General features: G+C 58.0%; 9 protein-coding genes and 1 pseudogene. 7 read left to right on the forward strand and 3 right to left on the reverse strand.

Translation table 11 applies throughout. The features are described 5' to 3' along the window. Window positions 1-1,701: 1,701 nt before the first annotated feature. Together C8J26_RS06925 and C8J26_RS06930 are read right to left on the reverse strand one after the other, a co-directional pair. Window positions 1,702-2,115, reverse strand: coding sequence for a hypothetical protein (locus C8J26_RS06925; RefSeq protein ID WP_244185201.1), 414 nt, complete (start codon window positions 2,113-2,115; stop codon window positions 1,702-1,704). Window positions 2,116-2,161: 46 nt separating this feature from the next. Beyond that, window positions 2,162-2,932, reverse strand: a pseudogene (locus tag C8J26_RS06930) (IS5 family transposase). Between the two features lie 725 nt (window positions 2,933-3,657). On the opposite strand from C8J26_RS06930, the gene C8J26_RS06935 reads away from it, so the two are divergent. From C8J26_RS06935 to C8J26_RS06965, 7 genes are all read left to right on the forward strand, one after another. Further along, window positions 3,658-6,639, forward strand: a complete 2,982-nt coding sequence (locus tag C8J26_RS06935; protein ID WP_146168788.1) for a hypothetical protein — start codon at window positions 3,658-3,660, stop codon at window positions 6,637-6,639. Next, a complete protein-coding gene (locus C8J26_RS06940; RefSeq protein ID WP_244185202.1) occupies window positions 6,636-12,101 on the forward strand; it encodes a DEAD/DEAH box helicase in 5,466 nt (1,821 codons plus the stop codon). Before C8J26_RS06935 ends, C8J26_RS06940 begins: the two co-directional genes overlap by 4 nt. Then, window positions 12,098-14,068, forward strand: a complete 1,971-nt coding sequence (locus C8J26_RS06945) for a DEAD/DEAH box helicase (RefSeq protein ID WP_107957279.1) — start codon at window positions 12,098-12,100, stop codon at window positions 14,066-14,068. Before C8J26_RS06940 ends, C8J26_RS06945 begins: the two co-directional genes overlap by 4 nt. A 192-nt stretch (window positions 14,069-14,260) precedes the next feature. Next, on the forward strand, window positions 14,261-15,595 hold the full coding sequence (locus tag C8J26_RS06950; RefSeq protein WP_244185203.1) for a DNA cytosine methyltransferase: 1,335 nt from the start codon (window positions 14,261-14,263) through the stop codon (window positions 15,593-15,595). Continuing rightward, window positions 15,585-16,778 carry an MvaI/BcnI family restriction endonuclease gene (locus C8J26_RS06955; RefSeq protein ID WP_107957281.1) on the forward strand — a complete coding sequence of 398 codons (1,194 nt, stop codon included), beginning with the start codon at window positions 15,585-15,587 and terminating at the stop codon, window positions 16,776-16,778. The genes C8J26_RS06950 and C8J26_RS06955 overlap by 11 nt, the downstream gene beginning before the upstream one ends. Next, entirely contained in the window at window positions 16,765-17,442 is a 678-nt protein-coding gene (locus C8J26_RS06960) for an HhH-GPD family protein (RefSeq protein WP_107957282.1), read from the forward strand. Before C8J26_RS06955 ends, C8J26_RS06960 begins: the two co-directional genes overlap by 14 nt. Before the next feature lie 375 nt (window positions 17,443-17,817). Then, window positions 17,818-18,540 carry a hypothetical protein gene (locus tag C8J26_RS06965; protein ID WP_208631339.1) on the forward strand — a complete coding sequence of 241 codons (723 nt, stop codon included), beginning with the start codon at window positions 17,818-17,820 and terminating at the stop codon, window positions 18,538-18,540. A gap of 61 nt (window positions 18,541-18,601) precedes the next feature. On the opposite strand, the gene C8J26_RS06970 is transcribed toward C8J26_RS06965, so the two are convergent. Further along, complete coding sequence (locus C8J26_RS06970; protein ID WP_107957284.1) at window positions 18,602-19,645, reverse strand: phospholipase D-like domain-containing protein; 1,044 nt, start codon at window positions 19,643-19,645, stop codon at window positions 18,602-18,604. Between the last annotated feature and the right edge of the window lie 139 nt (window positions 19,646-19,784).

The following is a 19,784-nucleotide window of genomic DNA, read 5'->3' on the forward strand; positions in this document are numbered from 1 at the left end:
ATCGATCCGACACGCGGGGCCGGGGTGCCGGTGCGGCTGGGGTGCCGGGGCCTTGCCCAAACGCCCCTAGGCTGCCACTCCCCACAGGCTCAACCCGGCACCGCCGGAAGTGCACCAAACTGCACCCACGCCGCGCCGGTTCTAAACGTTGCGCGGCCTAGGACCTGAGCCAGCTTCCGACCGGTCTGGGATTGCACCTTTTGCGACGTAGAAAGTACGCGGGCGAGGCGGGGGGATAAGCATGTTAAATGGGGTTGCGAGTGCATCGGTTCGCATCACCGCAGGATGAATAATGGCGGCGTGCGGGCAAGTGTTTATGCCGCCGCCCATCAGATATCCCGGACTGCATCAAAAGGCACACGGGAAGCTAACGGGCGAGGCGGGGGGCTTGCGCCCTATTAGAGTGTGCAACTTGGAACCAGCGAAATTGGTGGAAAGCAGCCTGTCCGCTATCGGGCGGTGATCGCAAAAAGCAGCCGTTCGTTTATCAACTTGTCGAGAGCATGCGGCAGCTCAGTCATTCCAAAGCTTGCGTAAGGTGTGCTGTCAAATCCGCATGAAATTCGTCTTGACTTGGGCCCACACGAACCCGGCAAAGAGGACCCCATTAGCCTTTTCCGAGAGTAACTTAAGCGCGCGAGACAGCGCGCTAAAGTGCTGATCATCTTCCGATGACAAAATCAATGTTCCTGATCTGATCCGATTTGGGGAGCAAATAGCCATTACGAGGGGAGAAACTGCAGGGGCGTTTCTAGCAGGAATCTAGAGGCTTTCTCGCGCTCTATCTGTTCGCTGGACGTTCCGGAGAATCTGGAGCGGCGAGACGCCGGCAAGAGAGTGAATGGTACGCGTTCTGCACAGTGCCGATTGGCAGCTCGGCAGGGCGCGTCGCACGGCCAACGCCATGATCCTGACCGAACCAGGGAGGCGACCAGCTGCTACGAGAACAGCTCACGCACCGGCACAACCGCGACGATCCGACTGCCGATTTGATACGGTGGCGACGTAGGGCTCACTGCTTCGCACCGGTTTCGCGCACGGTTCAACCAGGGATTTTGGATCGCGGGGCGAGGCCACCAACCAGACGCCACCCGACCGCGCCGAACGTTCCGATCTCAAATATCTCTCGCTGGCGGGATTGGCACGGCGTCCTCGAGATCGGCAGCCCTACTTGGTATGCTCGAACGCCCAAGACCGATGCCTCAGCGCGACGTTCCCGGGCATGCCTTGCTCGTCGATTTTGGGAATGGGGAGGGGCCCTAGGTTACCCCAGTCCGAACCGGCCGCTACCGTTGGCAAATCCGCGAATGGCAGGTCAATGACGCAGCCAGCTTCGAGGCGGAGCTGGAGCGCTTAGTGAGCAAGGTCGATCCCGCCGCAACGCTGCTCCAGCTCTCACTGATGCGGATCACCAGCATGACAGATCGCGTCGCCATCCTCGGCGGGACCGAACATCAGATCCGAACTTGAAAGTTTGCAAGGATGTGCTGTCAACAACCAAGTATCCCATCGCAAAATGCCATGAGCCACACTCGACCGATTCCGCCGCGGTTACAACATTCTAAAGGGTCGATCCGCGCTTACGCGTGGATCGACTAGCACATGCACCAAGCACAAGTTCTGCTTTTGATCCGGATTAGGGATCAAATAGCCCTCGTCGGATGGACGACGTCGAGAATATTTTTCTCTTATAATAAGCCGTTAGGCTGCCCAGACCCGGTTAAGTATTTCAGCAGCCAGCGCGGCTTTATCCTGAGGGAGAAACCGACCGTAATGCTCCGCGACCATTTCAGGCGTATCCTGAATCGCATAGCTCGCTTGCTCGTATGAACCAGTCTTCTTGAGTATGTGGGTCGCCAAGATATCGCGCACGTTATGAGGCCCATGTGGGAGTAGCCCACGAATGGCACCCAGGCCGGTATATGGATTATATATCCCATAACGCTGAATGATCAGACGCCACGCCTCGTAAAATGTATTCTGATTGTAAGCTGCGTCAGTACTCGTCCGCTTCACCGTTTTTACAAAGAACGTACCGGGATCTTTTGCTCCACCCAGCAACAGGGGTCGGTCATTTTTGACGTATCTATCAATGTGTACATACAATCCGTCCAAGTCTGGCAATACCAAGCGAAATGGTTTCTTGCCAAAGAACGATGAGTTAGGCGACGTGGACAAAGGGCAGCCACAGCGTAACTGATGCGAGCGCGACGAAGCCGAGATATGACTCTGCTGTCTTGTCATAACGCGTTGCGACACGGCGCCAGTTCTTGAGCTTGCTGAACAAGCGCTCGACGAGATTGCGCCAACGGTATTTCTCGCGATCATGCGGGATCTATGCGGCGGTTACTTTTGGTTGGAATGACCGCCTCGACATCCGCCTTGGCGAGTTCCTGGCGGATGGCATCGGCGTCATAGCCCTTATCGGCAAGCAGGGCCTCGATCCGGTCAGCCAGCATCCCGAACAAGGGCCCGAAGCCCTTCACGTCGTGGGCCTGGCCCGGCGTCAGGACGAAACATAGCGGTCGCCCCTGACCATCACAGCGGGCGTGCAGCTTGGTTGTGAAGCCGCCTCGCGAACGGCCGAGCCCTTCGAATTCTTGATCCCTTTTTTTAGCCCGACGGCGCAGTGGTGCGCCCGGACTACGGTGCTGTCGATCATGTCGGCGCTGACATCCCGCTCGACGACAGCGGCCAGGGTCTCCAGCATGGCTTCGAACACGCCCGTCACGACCCAGCGACGATACCGCCGGAACACACTGTTCCACTTGCCATATTCATCCGGCAAGTGCCGCCATTGCGCGCCTGTCCGCGCCATCCACACCATGCCTTCGAAATAGGGCCGGTTGTCTCCCGCGGGTCGGCAGCCACGTCCTCGCTCCGACGGCAGCAGGGGCCCGATCAGAGCCCACTCATCATCCGAAACCCCAATCCGCTCGCCCAACGCCGCCTCCAAAAGACAGCCTTGAATCAACCGATCAGACGCGCGTCAACCTTTGTCCACGTGGCCTAGATTGGCGTGGTTTTGCCTTTCAACCGTCCACATCGTCTCCCGGCAAATGTCGACACGGTGCGCGGATGGAGGCCTCCTAGGTTGCAGATTACCCAAGAAAAGACATATTAACGTGTCGAGGGGGAATAGCGTCAGAAAGTGATCGTAGTGCCGAATCGCTACGCGACTTCCCCAAAGCTCGGCCTACTTCGCACGCTTGGCCCCGGGTATTTCCCGGAGAGACCATCGTTCTGAGTTCCTTTAAGGCGGCCTTTGGACCCAGGGAGTAAGCGTGAATGCGTGCCGGAACGGTAATGTCTGGGCGTCAAACATTATTCCGTAGTCGGATCCCCCGCGTCGGATCGGTTGCCAAAAACACGCTTGAGCTAAACTGGAAAGCAGAGTTATTTCAGCTGGAATGGCTTGCGGACGAAGCGATCAAGCCGATCTGTCGATCGAAACCGTCACCGGCCCAAGCGATGCATCGCAGTTTTTTAGGTCGATTAGCTTTGGCGGGAGATGGGACGGCCTGCCCCCGGTCGAGGAGCACAGCTTGCCTCAGTCACACTAGAAATGGACCATTCCCCGAAAACGGGCTGGTTTATGGCGGACGGGCTGGACATCGTTAACCGCCTGTTCGAAGAATGTGGGCAGACGGGGAAGTAATGTACGCCGATGTAAACACTGCTCTGGCCAAGGCCCTCCTTTCGGGTCGCTATGACGCTAGATCTCTATATTTAGTTTTGGATAACAGGGCTCGGACTACAGTCGCACGGTCGCTTGATTGTGACGTCGACGACGTCGACGAGGTTTGTTGCGCCGCTGTTAGCAAGAGGCTACGTAAGTCTGGAGATCCTTACGCCGGTTTCCACGACGACATGCTTTTGTGGCGAGCTTGTGGTCGTAAAACGCTCCCGCCGTTCACTGGGCTACTGTACCTGTTATCGCACGCGGCCGAGTTAATGGTGTCCGACTCTGACTTCCGTGCGAGCAACTATTATCAGCGCCTCGCTTCCCTGACGGGATGTGATATCGAGCGCCTTCGATCGAACGGGAAAAGCACAGAGATTTTTTGGACGGTCTTTAATAAGTGGCTCGTTGACAATGATTTTCGCTTTGGGCGCCCGACTGCGCGCGCGGTCAACACTAACAAATACGTTGGCATCGCGATGTCGCAAGCGATCGTGCGAGAAGCCGACCGCCTGCGCTTCCACGACATGTTTGACAAGTATGGATTCACGGGCACTGACACGATTACCGAAGAGGAGATCGCGCAATACATCGCGAGCTGGATTACGACTTCAAAGCCAACGCAGCAGTTAAAAGCCGCTTGGGCAAAGCCCGAGTTGAGAAGTCGGATCTGCGAGATCGCGGTTGAGGAGGTGAGGGACTGGTCGGACAAGGATAGCGAATCCCGTAGCAATCTCGATCAGCGCCTATCGTTGGCTGCCAGCTTCCGAAAGGACCTGTTCTCGCGCGCCGTGACGCTATGGGTGGGTCGAGAGGCGGAGATCGATCTGGCGGGGTTGGTCGTAAAGCAGGGGGCAGGGAAACCGGTCCAGCTCTCGAACTCAAACTTCGGAAATTTTGCTACGGTCGAACCAAAGTCATCGATCGACCTAGTTTTGGCGTTAACGCGGGGCTTGGTCATCGAGGACCCCTCGGGAGGCAGCCTACGCTGGAACCCTCGGACGGTGGTGCCGTTAAGCCGATCAGCAAAGGGGAATTATTGGACCGAGGTAAACCGGGTCACCGTCGGGGTAGAGCACCTTGTGCTCGTTCGCGCCGACAGGCCCATAAAGCAGGCCGTCGACCAACTGCTCGGCGAGGCAGCGCTGCCGGGGTACAGAATCCACTCCCGTGACACCATCGCGGGATTGCCGGCAGGTTGGTTGCTCTACGAGAGCGTACAGGTGCTTCGCGCTGTACAAGGCGCGCTTGGGTTCGAGCTCGCTCTTGTCCCTGTTGCCGAGAGTAGCGGCCTCGTTCTTTCGGGCGGCTTAAAACTATCACGTGGAATTTGGCACGCTTGGTCCCCACCGATCGCGCATTGTGACGCTGATGAGAATGAAGCCAACATTTCTGTTTGGGACGGCACATCTAGTGACGGTGTACCGCTTTGCTCATCAGGACCGCTCGACGACCAATCTACGTTGGAACTGGCGAACATGTGTGTCCCGACCGACGGCGCGCTTTACGTCGAGGCCCGGGCAGGGCAAACCCTCGTTGGTTCTGCAAACCTCCTATTGCGATCTGCAGCGAGACCGCGACCATTAGATCGGCAGGAACGCGGTGAGCTCGCGTACAACAGCATCGCCGACGCAGTAGAGCTTGGCGACGAAGGTGGTATAGTTCGCGGTGCAATCTGCGCCGAGACAGGCGTGTACCCCGGAGACGTATCCTGGTTGAAGGAATTCACCGAGCTCGGGGTGATTCAGCTTCCGGACAACGAGCCTCTTCAACTCCAAGTCGAGTACATTGAGGCGAATGAAACTGCGCCATCGATCGCGGACATGTCCCGAGACGAGCTAAAAGCGCTTCCATGTACAATCAGAGGATCCCATCGCTGGCAATACGAGTACCTGCCACCGGGGACCCCAAAATACGCTCCCGTGAGCGCGGCATGCCTTGGTTGCGGTATATCTCGACTAGAAACTCGGCGACCCGTGGCCGGCCACTCAGGAAACGCGTTGTCCGCCTTATCGCACAGGGCGCGACCCACCACTTCGACGAAGGAGCAAGGCGGTGCCCTCCCGTTCGACTTGTGGATGGATGCCTTATGCTTCCTTGGTCACGGGACGGCCGCATCGACCGAGACAATCGTCTCGCAATCAGAAGTGGACGAGTGGCGCGCGGCTGCCATGTTGCGCGACCTTAACTGGCTCGGTCACATAGACGTTGCAGTAAGCTCGAACCACAGGCCTAAACGCTGGAGCGTTGCTCCGCCTGCGCTCGTGTTCAACGGCAACGATACGGCGTTTCTCGCGGGCTTTCGTAATCTCGAGCTCCTTAAGCAGCTAGCGGAGGTGGCAATCGATATCGAGGCCGTTTTCGAGAAGATTGTCCTCCCGGGGCAACCGGAGCTGGTGCGCGTTTCGGACTTTCCTTACGAGTTGGCGGCCCAAGTTCTTGGTCACATCCGGGATCCCCACGGTAGGACGCTCGAGATATCTGCAGCAGTACCTGACCGGATTTTATCGGCCTGCTCTAGTTTTGCCGACCTAAGCTCCACTTTCGCCGTTATTACCCCCGGCAAGCCGGAACAGTTGCAGCGGTTCGATCCTGTGAAAGCGAAGTGGAGAAGTGTCGAAACGCTTCAAGAGCCGGGCGGTTATCGTTTTGCGCATGCTGGCACAACGTACTGCGTCGTGGACGGATCAGGAAATTCGTACTCCGGTCCTCACGAGCTGGTTAAGCTCGCTGCGGCAAGGTCATTGGGCGTACGTCTGCACGCGTATGACCCCATTGAGAGGGTATTCGTTTCCCGTCTTGGTTGCGAACCAGTTGGCTTGCTCGGGCGAGCATTGGTCTTGTCTTCGGGACGCCTCCCCACAATTGCCGATGGCCTCTCCCGCTTCCACGAAGTCACGCCCGAAGTGGCTGCCGCTGTTCTTGAAATTATGTACCTCGGAGACGTTACACCGTGAAAATTGCTAATCCGCGTACCGTGAATGACTACGTCGTCGAGGCTTACCGGCGCTATTATGATACCGCGTTCTGGATGCGTGATCCCGGCATCATGGCGGAGAGAAGGCGTTTGTTAAACGAGCCGGGGGTCATGGCACAGGATCCCCTTCTTGAAGCCGTTCCAGTCTACCCGTCCGTCGAGCCAGCAGTCGACGTTGCACTGCGTGCAGGCTTACCTGCCAACGCTGCCGCTCAGCTGGGCACGATCATCTTCGGGCGTAACGATATCAACCTACGCGAGCATCAGGCTCAAGCGTTGGAATACGCATTGAAGGGAGACAGCGAAGGTCGTTCAAACGTTGTTGTCACGTCGGGAACGGGCTCAGGGAAAACTGAGAGTTTTCTTTTACCGCTTATCGGTCAAATACTCGCAGAGCGCATCGGCCGCTCGAGGGGGGAACCCGTTACAAGGTGGTGGGAAAAAGCGTTGGAGAAGACCGATAAGCGATGGTCTCACTTGCGATCAGATTCCAGATCGCCGGTAACCCCGGCTGTTCGAGCGATGATCCTTTACCCGACCAACGCGCTGGTGGAAGATCAGGTGGCCCGATTGCGATTGGCCGCGATGCGGGCTGTTGATGGGCGCGGCGTACCATTATTTTATTTCGGTCGCTACACCGGCGCGACGCTTGGCGGCACTCGGCTGCCCCCGCCCGTACTCAAGTCGGCTGACCGCGATCGCGTCAATAAGGTTGGCCAGCAAGTCCGGGACCTGGCCCGCGAAGCGCAAAAGCTGCGTTCCGCACTCGAGGCGGCCGGGGAACCAGACAGCGACGTACTGGAAGCCGTGGCGCAGTTCTCCGATCCTACTTGCGGAGAAATGCTTACCCGCTGGGACATGATCGCCAGTGCGCCCGACATCCTGATCACGAATACCAGCATGTTGAACATCATGTTGATGCGTCAGCTCGAAGCCCCCATTTTTGAACAAACGAGGGACTGGTTGCGCCGAGAAGACGACGCCGTTTTTACGCTCGTGGTCGACGAGTTGCATTCCTACCGGGGCACGCAGGGCACCGAGGTAGCGCTAGTCGTTCGGAACCTGCTTGACCGTCTTGGGTTGGACGCTAGCTCCCCTAAGCTTCGGTGCATTGGTACGAGCGCTTCGCTTGAGGGAGAGGCAGGCAAAGAATATCTTCAACAGTTTTTCGGCGTCGACCGCGCAAAATTCGTAGTCTTGCCGGGGAAACCGCTTCAGTTCGATGCGCCGCTGCCAGTGGATACCGCGCCCTTCATGGAGAGAGCAGAGGCCTTGCTCGGTAGCAACATCGATGACCGACAAAAAGCGGTTGCCGATATCTGTACCTCGATTTCGCCACGCGAAGCCTTGGCCGCGGCCTGCCGAGTGGCCGGTAAGGGCAGCGACGGGGTCGTTCGGCCCGTGGCAATGCACCGGTTGGCAGCTACGCTTCTCGGTGAGAACGCGCCGGAGGGGGCTCTCGACGTGTTCCTTGCCGCATGTAAGGCCGAACCCAACGGTAGCTTTGAAGCGCCGAAGCCGACATTCCGGTCGCACGCATTTATGCGCCAGGTCCAAGGTATTTGGGCCTGTTCCAATCCTTGTTGTACAGAGGTGCCCACCGAGGAGACATCACCCAGTCGCAAGATCGGTCGCCTTTTCAAAACACCGGCAATGAAATGCCAGTGCGGTGGCCAAGTGCTTGAGCTCTTATATTGTTACGACTGCGGCGAGGCATTCCTTGGCGGTTTCGTGGTGCCACCGCCACCCGGACATGACTGGGACAGCGATGGCGTGGCTTTCCTCGAACCAACCCGGCCCGGCTCGACGGCTGTTCCCCCGGGCATGGTCTTCGAGCGCTCTAATAGGGAGTTTCGCTGGTACTGGCCGGGCGGTCAGTTGCAGCAGGGGAATACTAAGTGGACCCATCAGGGCGCAGGTGAAGACAATAAGACGTACACGTTTTCGTTCGCTGCAGGGCATCTTGATCCCCGCGTCGGACTTATCAGGCCCGCGTCGGGCGAGGAAGACCAAACAGGCGTAATCTACGTCGCCCCGAGAGACTCCGGGGTTGCGGGTTTGCCCGAATGTTGCCCACGGTGCAGCAGTGACAAGAAGTATTTTAACGGACAAGCACTCGAGCGTTTTTACTCTGGATCCGTTGAGACGCCAATTCGCGGCTTGCGGACCGGTTTGAACGCTACGACGCAGCTAGTCGCGGACAGGTCGGCGGTCGCCATCAGCGACGACGGCAAGCCCGAGAAGATGATCGCGTTTACTGACAGCCGAGACGACGCTGCCGACTTAGCCGCAGGTCTCGAACTGTATCATTTTCGCGATTTAGCGAGACAAATGGTTCAGTCAGAAATTCAAGTGGGCGACCTGCCCAGCGGCGAGCAGCTCGTCGAGCTGGCAAGGGCGGTGGGCGCGGGCCTTAACGCTGAACAGGCACGCCAACGTGACGCTGCCGAGGCAGCTTGCCCCGGTGTATGGCAGGCTGCACGGTTAACCATGGCCGACATGGCAGAGGACAGGGAAATTGCGTTGCTTTCTCGCCTCGATACGCTCGCTTCGGCGCCTGGGAAAAGCTTGTCGCTGGTTGTCACCAGCATCCGTGACCGGATGGCGCGGAGCGGCATCAATCCTGCCGGTACCGCCCAGAGCGTCGATTTCTACAATGGAGCGAAGTGGTGGCGCTATTTCGATCGACCGGCAGGCGCGTCGTGGGACGAGCTATCGGTCGATGCAAAAAAGCCCGGGCTCGACTATTATACGCAGCATTGTGGCGCCCACGTCGCAACGTCCCTTTTTGATAGGGCTGGCCGGGACCTTGAATCGATGGGCCTTGGGTACATCGGCGTATCGGGCGACCATTCCAGTGCCCTTGGCATGCCTCGCTCACACGCGGACGGCATTGTGGCAAACGTGGTCCGTACCTTGGGCTATTCAAAGCTCTTCACGGGCAGCGGGAAGAGCCGCACATCGGTGAATGCGCCGCCGAACGCGAGGACGTACATCGAGAAGGCTGCGGCGCGGCTTCAGCGATCGGCTATGGAGCTCCAGACTGCCGTCTATGATCGCCTTCGCGAATTAGGCGCAATCAATGAGAACTGGCTTCTCAATACCGATAACTACGCCAGCTCGAAGATTGAGTTACGACCAGCTCCAGAAACGGGAGCACAGCGATGCTCAAATTGCTCTCGTGTCGGAATGATATTTCCAGTGCCGGTTTGCACGACAGACTATTGCCAATCCACCTCATTCGAACCGGTCAATGATACCGGGGAGGACTACTATTCATGGGCCGCTCTTGATCAACCACACCGGCTTACTACCAAGGAACTTACTGGGCAAACCAAGCCCCTATCGGAGCAACGTTTGCGTCAGCGCCTTTTCAAGGGGCAGGCATTCGTGGGAGACGAGAGCGAGCAGACACACGGAATTGACGTGTTGTCAGTGACCACGACCATGGAAGTCGGCGTGGACATCGGCTCACTAAAGCTTGTCATGATGGCCAACATGCCGCCACAGCGGTTCAACTACCAACAGCGGGTCGGGCGTGCGGGACGCGCAGGGCAGGCATTTTCATACGCGATTACAGTGTCTCGAGGTGCTGCTCACGATGACTACTACTTTAACCATCCGGAGCGGATTACCGGCGATGTCCCACCGCAACCAAAGCTCGATCTCTCTCGCGTCGAGATCATTCAGCGCGTTGCAGCGTCGGAGGCGCTCCGACGGGCTTTTCTCGCGCTTCCCACGCCGCCCGTTCCCGGATTTGATAGCGTACACGGTCCGTTCGGAGCGGCAAATGACTGGAAAGACACGTACAGGGACGATGTGGCGGCGTGGTTAGCCAATAGCCCGGCGCCTCGCGACGTTGTTAATCGTCTGGTCGTCTTCGCTCCTAATTCAGACGATTTCGCGCCGGCCGTGGAGCGGTACCTGCGTGAGGAACTCGTCTCGCGTATCGACGCTACCGTCTCCGACGGTCGTTATGTCCAAGACGACCTGAGTCACCGTCTTGCCGTCGCTGGGCTATTGCCGATGTTTGGATTTCCGACCAACGTCCGTTCCATTTTTTGGGACAAGGCAGGCAAGAACGCCGAGAGTTCCGCCCTTAGTGATCGACCGCTCGATCATGCCATCTGGGCGTTCTCCCCTGGAGCCGAGATCCCGAAAGACAAGCAACTTTTCACGGCGTGTGGTTTCGTCGTGAAGCGCGATGGTCACAGCGGCACCTACAACGAGGAAGGCCCGCTCGGTGTCAGCTTGGGATACACGCGCTGTATAGAGCCAGACTGCGGGTCTATCGCTTTTGGAACAGCGACAACTTGCGCAGTCTGCGGAAACGAGAGCCTTGATTTCAGGGTTTACCAGCCCCGGGGCTTCATGGCGCACTGGCATGCCCGCGACTACGATGGTCGAAGGAGCCGAGGCCCCGCGCTGCCGCCGCCAGTCCTGTCGTTTGAACCGGCTTACACGGAGGACAGTGCGTGTGGCCCATTGAGGCTCGCGTTCAAAAAAGACGCTATAGCGATCATCAACGACAACGAGGGCAAGCTCTATGAGTTCATCCGCGAGGAGCCGTCCAAGGTCGTCGTTCGGGACGCGACGTACCGCGATCCACTTGTACCTAAAAACATGCCGACCGAGACCTTTGCGAGGGGCGCGATCGGGGCAGTTTTCACGACCGATGTCCTAAGCTGCTATTTCCATGGCGCTACCGGCATAGGTCGTAACGGCATCATCGATGTCACTGAGCAACATTCGGCGCGGCCCGCACTCGCGTCATTCGCGGAGTTCATGAAGCAGGCAGTAGCGTTCGAACTCGACGTGTCGCCCGACGAGTTCCGTGTGGGTCGCCAAGTCTTGTCAGTCGAAGGGACGCGAACTGAACAAATCTTTCTCGCAGATGCGCTAGAAAACGGCGCGGGCTATGCGCGCATGGCGTCGGAGCCGGCGAGCTTGGCAGACTGGCTTGGCAAGCATTATGCTAGCGTCAAACAGAGCTGGCTTAGTTTTTCGCACGCTGACAGCTGTGACCGGTCGTGCCCCGATTGCCTGCGCAATTATGGCAACCGCTTTTCCCATGGTCTCCTAGACTGGCGGCTTGCACTAGACCTTGCAGAGGTCGCATTAGGCATTCCGCTGGACACGTCGCGCTGGCTCAGGGGTGTCGACGATGGGCCCGTGAAGGCATTCATGGGTCTCGCGGGCCAGTCCGGTGTGAACGCCAGCGTGGAGCTGATGGGCGGAATGGTGGCAATCAGCGTGGGTGGTAAGGGGCTTATCCTTTCTCACCCACTCTGGCACGTAGTTGAGGGTCTTCTCCAACCTGCTCAAATCGCCGCTCTCGATCTTTTCCGTTCCGCTCACGGCCAAGGAGCGCAAATGAGCTTCGTTGACGTTCGTGACTTCGCAGCTCGCCCAGCAACCTACTTGTTGAGGCTGCAGGCATGATCGAGGTATCAGGGATCGAGGGCTCACGCGAATACGCCGTCGCCCTAGCGCTTCGCGATCGCTTCGTCGAGCAGTGGCCGGGTTTGGACACTAGCCCGGCCGACGAGGAAATCGTGCATATCAAGGCTAATGCGCGCTTGGCCGGGTACCCGGTCAGTGACGTCGATATCGTCGTTGGAGCACAGTTTAATCGGGCCCGCTACTTCGTCATTCGCAAGCCGATAAAGGATAGCGACGGGCGGGGCGCTATGGGTGCGAAGGCACGAGTCCATGGTTTCATCTGCGCCATCGAAGTTAAATCTCAGGACTCGGGCGGTGTGTCTGTTAGTGGCGACGAGGTAAGCGTTCGTTACAAGGAGGGCTGGAAAAGCGCGACGGAACAGAATGACAAGCAGCTTTATTCGCTCGGTCAGTATTTTCGAGACCAACACCTCGATACGTGGGTTTTTCGTTGCTTAGTGCTAGACGGGATCGATGCGCTGCCAAGCGCTGGCGGGGTCGCTAGGCCAGAAGCGGGTGCCGTCGCGCACGGGTTCAAAGCGGGCGACGTGTTAGCGGCAATGGCTGGGGTCAACGGGATTCGCCGGGGCCGCGAGGGCTATTACTTGTCCTCTGGCGATAAGGCGATCGTTCGCAAGGCCTTGGACGCGCCGCTCTTTCGCTCGATCGTTCCATCGCGCCTAGACAGAATACGAATGGACAGGTTGGCGTCACGGCGAGATGAGGCGGTGCGCCTGGCCGCTCTGCTTGGAAACAAGCGCGTCCATGTCCGGGGCCACGGGGGTACCGGCAAGACCGTGCTCATGTTGCAAGCTGCGCACGAGGCTTACCAGCGGCATGGTCGTCGTTGCCTCGTGCTCACTTACAACCTCGCGTTGGCAGCGGACATCAGTCGCTTGCTGGCTCTCCTCGGTGTACCGTCGACCTCGGACGGGGGCGGCATCGAGGTTCGTCCTGCCGTGTCATTCCTCTCGTCCTGGATGTCGAAGCTCGGGCTCGAGAAGCTGCCCGAATGGTCCCGGGAAAATTATGCGCGCCAGTGCAAGGAGTGCCTAGAGTTGCTGGGCGAGGGGGCCCTGTCGCGAAATGATATCGATGCCGTTCAACTAACCGACCCGGACGCGTTCGATTTCGATGTCGTGCTGGTGGACGAGGCGCAGGACTGGCCGCAAGTGGAGGCTGAGCTACTGGCTACGATCTACGGGCCGGAGAAAATTGCCCTCGCCGATGGGCGCGATCAGCTGCTTAGAGGGGCGCCGACCGACTGGAACCGGGGCCCAGCGCGTGACATGCCGCGGGAGGACCGGTCGCTTTCCCGGTGCTTGAGGATGAAGCGCAACCTAGGGATCTTTGCAAATGACATCGCACGCGCTGCGGGGCTGAACTGGGAAGTAGAGCCGAACGACGAGGCCGGGGGGGGGCGGGTGATTGTTTTGAAAGGAAGCTATGCCGATAACCCCGCGCTCGTGGAGCGATTGATCAACGAAGCGCGGGCCGCCAAGAATGCGCCGATCGACTTCCTTCACTGTGTACCGCCAGCCGATGTGACAAGCGTAAACGGAACTCGACGAAGCCAGCTCGCGATGGCCTTTGAAACCATGGGTTATGAGACTTGGGACGGCACGGACAGTGTGGTCCGACGCGACTTCCCACGATCGCTCGAGCAACTCCGGGTCCTCCAGTATGAGTCCGCACGAGGCCTCGAGGGATGGACCACGGTCCTAGAGCGCGTTGACGAGGCATGGTCTCAGAAGCGAGGTCAGCTAATCTCTACCGGCGCTACGCCATCCGCCATGTCGGATCCTGCCCGCGCGGCGACCTCTTCCACTTGGCGTTGGCTGATGATCGCGCTTACCCGCCCCATAGACACACTGGTCATTTCCCTCGCAGATCTCGAAAGCGAACCCGCACGCGTGTTTCTTGATGTCGCCGGACGTCACCCGGACTTCGTGGAGATCGCGAGGTAAACTCGGCATCGAGGGTCCGGATGCGGAAGGATGTCAAGACGTGAGCGAGGCATGCGGTTGCCCGGGCCTATACGAGCGCCCGGAGGCTGAAAATTAGCAGGTCTTAGCCCACCGAGGTAGCCATTCGAGTTGACAAGCGGGCGTCACTTCGACTCTTCGTGCGCTATGTCTCGAACCCCCCCAAATCTCTCCATGGTCGACCTTTTTGCAGGCTGCGGCGGCCTATCGCTCGGCATGGAGAACGCCGGCTTCACGCCTGTCTTCGTCAACGAGCTGAACGAGCACGCCATGGCGACCTACCTTGCCAACCGGCACCATCTGGTCGGCGACAAGCCCTTTGCGCAGCAGGAAAACCTCCGCTGCAACGATGCTCAGGAATTGCAAGGCGAGCGGTTAGAACAGATGGTATCTGACTTGCAGGAAATAGGCCTTACCTTTGACCAGCCCCCAGTTCTCTCTACCGGCGGGGGGAGCAATTTAGATTTATTAGCAGGCGGGCCGCCTTGCCAAGGTTTTTCTGGACTAGGACACCGCAGGTCGTACTCTGTCGACAAGAAAGACTTACCATCAAACCAGCTGTATGCTCGAATGGCTCAAATCATTCGCCGAGTTCGTCCACGTATTTTCCTTTTCGAGAACGTGCGGGGATTGCTGAACTCGCGTTGGACTCGAGAAGGTGATGAAAGGATTTGGCCCGACGTGTTGGCCGAATTCCGGCGCATCCCGGGCTACGACGTACGTTGGTCGCTGGTCTTGGCTAAGGATTACGGGGTCCCGCAGAACCGTCCCCGAGTATTACTGGTGGGAGTTCGAAAAGACATCGTTGAGGCCAGCGAAATCCTTGACCCGTCGATCGACAGCGAGGACGCAGTGAAGTGTGGTTTCTTGCCCCGTGGAGAACCTTCTGAATGCCCTGACCTTATCGATTTACTCGGCGACTTAGTTGACCCTCAAGCCGCTAAAATACTAAAAAAGGGAAATTATCCAGCTGGTCGTTTTGCTACAACAGAATACCCCAAGCTTCCTTCCACTAAGGAACAAGAGGCAATGCGTGTTGAAGCTCCGGCCCATGAAGGACGCCGAGGCGAATTGACCGAACAGGAATATTCGCGGCACGCTCCGCGCATCGTGGCGAAATTTGCCCATATGCTTGCCAACAACGGCGACATTCCTAGCGAAGCCCAAACGAAAAAGTTTTCGCAACGTGTTCTACCACGACGCTGGGGCAATCGCGGCCCATCAATCACCGCTACATCTATGCCAGACGACTATGTCCATTTCTCGCAGCCCCGTATCCTGACGGTACGGGAGTGGGCGCGATTGCAACTCTTTCCAGATTGGTACAGATTTGAGGGCAAGCGCACGACGGGAGGCATCCGCCGAGCAGGAAACCCGCGTGAGGGAAATTTTGAACGTGAAGTTCCAAAGTACACTCAGATTGGCAACGCAGTCCCGGTGGGCCTCGCGGAACGAGTTGGGAAGCATTTTAAGCGTGTGCTCGAGGACGCGCTAGAACATGCTCGCTAAAAGCGACTTCCCCGTGGCGACCGCGTTAGCGCTACTCGCGCGCCACGAAATCGACGCCGCGCTACTCGTGCCGACAGCGAACGGCCTTCAAAAGTCTATCATGGACGCGACTGGCGCCGTTCGGGATTACTTTCTCGATAAGAGTTACCACAACTACTCTGAACAATCGCAGGGTGGCGATGGTAAGGTGCTCCAGTCCGCTAGTTTTGTCTCTTCCAGCGGACTAGAGAGGACCACTGTTTCTTTATATAGACCGATTACGAAGTCAGGAGACCCACGAATCTGGCTTGGCCCGGCAACGAAACGGTACGTCGCGGCTTTTAACTTATTAGCGCTGACCATCCAAGATGGGCAGCTCTACATTCTTAACATGAGCGACGATAACGTTCGTGCATCACTGGAAGATTCGTCGTCTCCCTTCCGGACGATTGTTGACCGTAAAAGAAAAACATCTCCTATTGTAGTTGAGCTCCTTGGACTTCTTCGCGAGATTTCCGATAAAGGGTTCGTCGACACGCTGCGGCCGGGTGACACCGGTGTGGGGATGACCTTAGAGAGCCTACTGGGGATTTCGGCCAACTCTCGGCGCGCACCTGACTTCAAGGGCATTGAGCTGAAGGCCAAGCGTCGACGCTCTAGCGGGAGGGGAAGCCGTTCCACCCTCTTTTCCAAGGTGCCGAACTGGAAGCTAAGCCCAATTGGTAGCGCCATGGCTCTCTTACATAAACGAGGTTACTCCGTCGACGGTCGAATGCAACTATACCATACTATGCGCGCGACCTCGGTAAACTCTCGCGGGCTTAGCCTGGACATAGATGCCGGGAATGACTGGCTTCGCCAAGTATATCAAGATGATGCCAACGAGCGACCAGTTCACGATGTCACTTGGGAGCTCGATGTTTTAAAACGCGACCTTGCAGCCAAACACCACGAAACATTTTGGGTGCATGCGCTTTGTCGTGAGACAGGTGCAAGAGAACAGTTTCATTATGTGGAGGTCGAGCATACGAAGGCGCCGATGACGGGTAACCTCGCCACGCTCGTTGAGGCAGGCGTAATTACCTTGGACTACACACTTTCTCACCAAGACGCACGGGCGAGAGACCACGGATATCTTTTCAAGATAGAACCGCGAGACTTCGGTGCACTGTTTCCGCCATCGCAATCTTATGACCTTCGCTGACCCACTGCTGCCGGCGGAAAAACGTCAGTTAACCCGGCTCGCAGGGGATCTCGTCCGCTGGGCGGGCACAGACGGCCGACATTTTCCTTGGCGACTGCCGGCCGCGACCACTTATGAGAAAATCGCTGTAGAGGTGCTTCTACAGCGTACCACCGCGAATGCCGTTGGACGATTCTACGCCGAGTTCTTCGCCCGGTTTCCGTCGTGGGAGGCGCTCGCCGACGCCCGCCCTGAAGAACTCGAGACCTTCTTAAAGCCGCTCGGCCTTTGGCGTCGCCGGGCGGTTTCGTTGCTGGGTTTGGCACGGTACGCAGCTAAGACAAACGGCCTCTTTCCGACGGATCCCCGTTTGCACCGCGACATTCCCGCAGTTGGGCAATATGTCTCCAACGCGATATTATCCTTTCAACACCAGCAGCGAACTCCCCTATTAGATGTAAATATGGCCCGTGTAATTGAGCGCTTCCTTCGACCTCGACGGCTCGCAGATATTCGATACGATCCATGGCTTCAGGCAGCTTCGCACTGGTTCGTACGGCGCGGTGATGTCCAATCCGCGAATTGGGCAGTACTCGACTTCGCAGCAATTATTTGCAAAGCCCGAACACCTCTTTGCACTAGCTGCCCGGTCAATACGCGGTGCGCTTATTTCGCATCGCTGTAATATACGATATTTCCGGGGTTCCTCCTTAATCAGCATGTTGTATTTATTGCTTGGCTTATTTCACTTCATTTGCCCTCAATTTAGAGCTGCCGACTGGTCGGCCGCCTTGCCGAAAGGTGTACTGATCCCCCGTTGGCGCTCCCCTTGTTTACGTGCCGCAGTTGGACAGGCGCCTTCGATGTGCGAGGACGAAGGCATAAATAGAGGAAATCTCAGTTGGAGGTAGGAGCTGATGCTTTAACGCGTGGGGCGATCTATGTTGACGACTCTGGCAATCCCGGAGTCGACTCTGGGTCTGATTTCCTGCCCTCGTCGCGCAAGTCGTGGACCGCTGTAATTGTGCCTTCGTCGATCGCGCCGAGCGTGGAAGCCGCCATGAGCATCTTTCTCGCCGGAGTGCTCCGCGACTACGGTGCGAATGAGTTGCATTTCACCGATATCTGGAGCGGCGTAGGGCCTTGGAAGAGCGTCGACGTCGAGGACCGCGCGAGGGTGATCGGGATTATGACGGATCTTATGGGGGCGTATTCGTTCCCCATCGTCCATCAGACTGTCAGCGAAGACACCTTTGCCGACCATCGTGACCTCCGTGAGTCCCTTGCGGGCGCGCGCGCAGGCGATTGGAAGTTGGACCGGATCGACCAGTTCGGGCTTCTCGCGTTGTGCTCAAATGTATCGCGACACGTTCTTGATCTAAAGGCGAAGGGCCCCGCCGACTTCGACCTTCCACTACCGCTCTTCGTCGACGAGGGCGTGCTGCCAGCCGGGCGCGAGCGCCCATTGCCCAATTGGGGAACCGCGATCAAAGGGCAGAGGGCCTGCTTCCGTAGCTCCTCGGATTTGGCAGGCCTGCAGCTCGCTGATTTTGCCGCCTTTGTCATTACCCGGTCGCAGTGGGAGGTCGTGAAGCGCAAACAGCGGCCAGCCTTTACGAAGGCCGAGGCCGCGATCCTGCGCGCCGCCTCGGTCCTGAACGTCCTGAACCTATCAATTCGGTCGACAACGTCCCGGGAACTGGGACGCGCCACCTACGAGGGCTGGATGCAGGAAGATCGCGAAGCGAAAGGACTGACGCGACGACCATCTGGTTGCGGTTAGGCGAGGTCGCACCTCGATGATCAGCCCGTTATCCGTGGTATGGGCCACACCGCCGCACTTCCTAACTGTTGTCCTTGGGCAGCTGCACGTCGTCTCCTTTTCTGGAATGACGCTTTGCTCGTCGGTCTATCAGGGCAACGACCTCGGCCAAAGGTATGAAGTCACGCTTACTCTTCAACAGGGTCTTCGCGATGCTGGTCAGGTCAACTCGGTCCTGTTTGGAGAACTTGAACTCACCGCGCGCGCCCGGCACAGAGACGGTGCCCCGCACAGTCGGTGTCACGTCGTTCTCGTTCTTGACCTTCAGCCGCAACGCCGGGATCGGCACCTTTGATGCGCCGTGGACAATCGGGAGCTTCCCCTTGCAGTTTAGATCCACGATCCAGGAACCGTCCGGAGGGGGATCATTGAACGCGTAGCCCCAACACTTGCGAAAGCTGACGACGCCAAGCTCCGCATCGTCGTCTGACGCCTGTTGCTGCAGTTCGCGTATCGCCCGCTGGCCACCTTTTCCCATTTCATCATCGTACGGGCATACGACCACCGACGAGAATAGCTCCGGCGCCTCCCGGCAGGCCGCGAGCAAGCTTCTGGCGGAGAGCTGTCTCCTCACGGGCGGCGGCGGGTTCAGCTCCCGCCGCTTGATCTCCGTTCGAATCATTGCAGTAGTGACCAAGAAGGTTTCGTTCTTGTCGTTCCACAGCTCTTCAAAAAGTCCAGCGACCGACCGCACCACGTCCGGATCGTCTGTGATGATGTTGGCCTCCACGGTGCCACCGACCACATCGCCCTCCTGAGTCAGTCCGTACTTCGACGGGTTAGACGAACCTACGACCACGATCGCATCGCCAATGTACATCTTGGCATGCAGACGCCGATGCGATCTGATCAAGGCGCCCAGCATAGCTACCTCGAGCAGCGCGCTTGGGTTACATGCGGGAGCCTCAAACCTACAGAGCACCCGCACCTTGTCACTGGCGTTCAGTCCAAGCGTCTTGGCGGCTCCGAGGCCCCAGAAGGGCGCGGCGAAGGATAATTTCCTCGACTTGCGCCGCAGCTTACCGAACTCGGTCGCGAGCCGGTCCTCGCGAAGCATACGGATCATCTCGCCTTTCCGAACACTAGGAGTATTGAAGACGTATATTGCGTCATACCAAATTCCGGATCGCCTAAGTTCATGTGCTTCACCTCAATTATGGCAGACAGTTACACTGGTGTGTTGTGCAGCATTTGATCACCATGCT

Origin of the sequence: Sphingomonas aurantiaca (genome assembly GCF_003050705.1) — a bacterium.
GTDB classification, from domain to species: Bacteria; Pseudomonadota; Alphaproteobacteria; order Sphingomonadales; family Sphingomonadaceae; genus Sphingomonas; species Sphingomonas aurantiaca.

Coding starts and splice junctions, on each gene's coding strand:
- C8J26_RS06935 (WP_146168788.1), top strand. CDS start 3,658: ATGTACGCCGATGTAAACACTGCTCTGGCCAAGGCCCTCCTTTCGGGT.
- C8J26_RS06945 (WP_107957279.1), top strand. CDS start 12,098: ATGATCGAGGTATCAGGGATCGAGGGCTCACGCGAATACGCCGTCGCC.
- C8J26_RS06960 (WP_107957282.1), top strand. CDS start 16,765: ATGACCTTCGCTGACCCACTGCTGCCGGCGGAAAAACGTCAGTTAACC.
- C8J26_RS06965 (WP_208631339.1), top strand. CDS start 17,818: ATGAGCATCTTTCTCGCCGGAGTGCTCCGCGACTACGGTGCGAATGAG.
- C8J26_RS06955 (WP_107957281.1), top strand. CDS start 15,585: ATGCTCGCTAAAAGCGACTTCCCCGTGGCGACCGCGTTAGCGCTACTC.
- C8J26_RS06970 (WP_107957284.1), bottom strand. CDS start 19,645: ATGATCCGTATGCTTCGCGAGGACCGGCTCGCGACCGAGTTCGGTAAG.
- C8J26_RS06950 (WP_244185203.1), top strand. CDS start 14,261: ATGGTCGACCTTTTTGCAGGCTGCGGCGGCCTATCGCTCGGCATGGAG.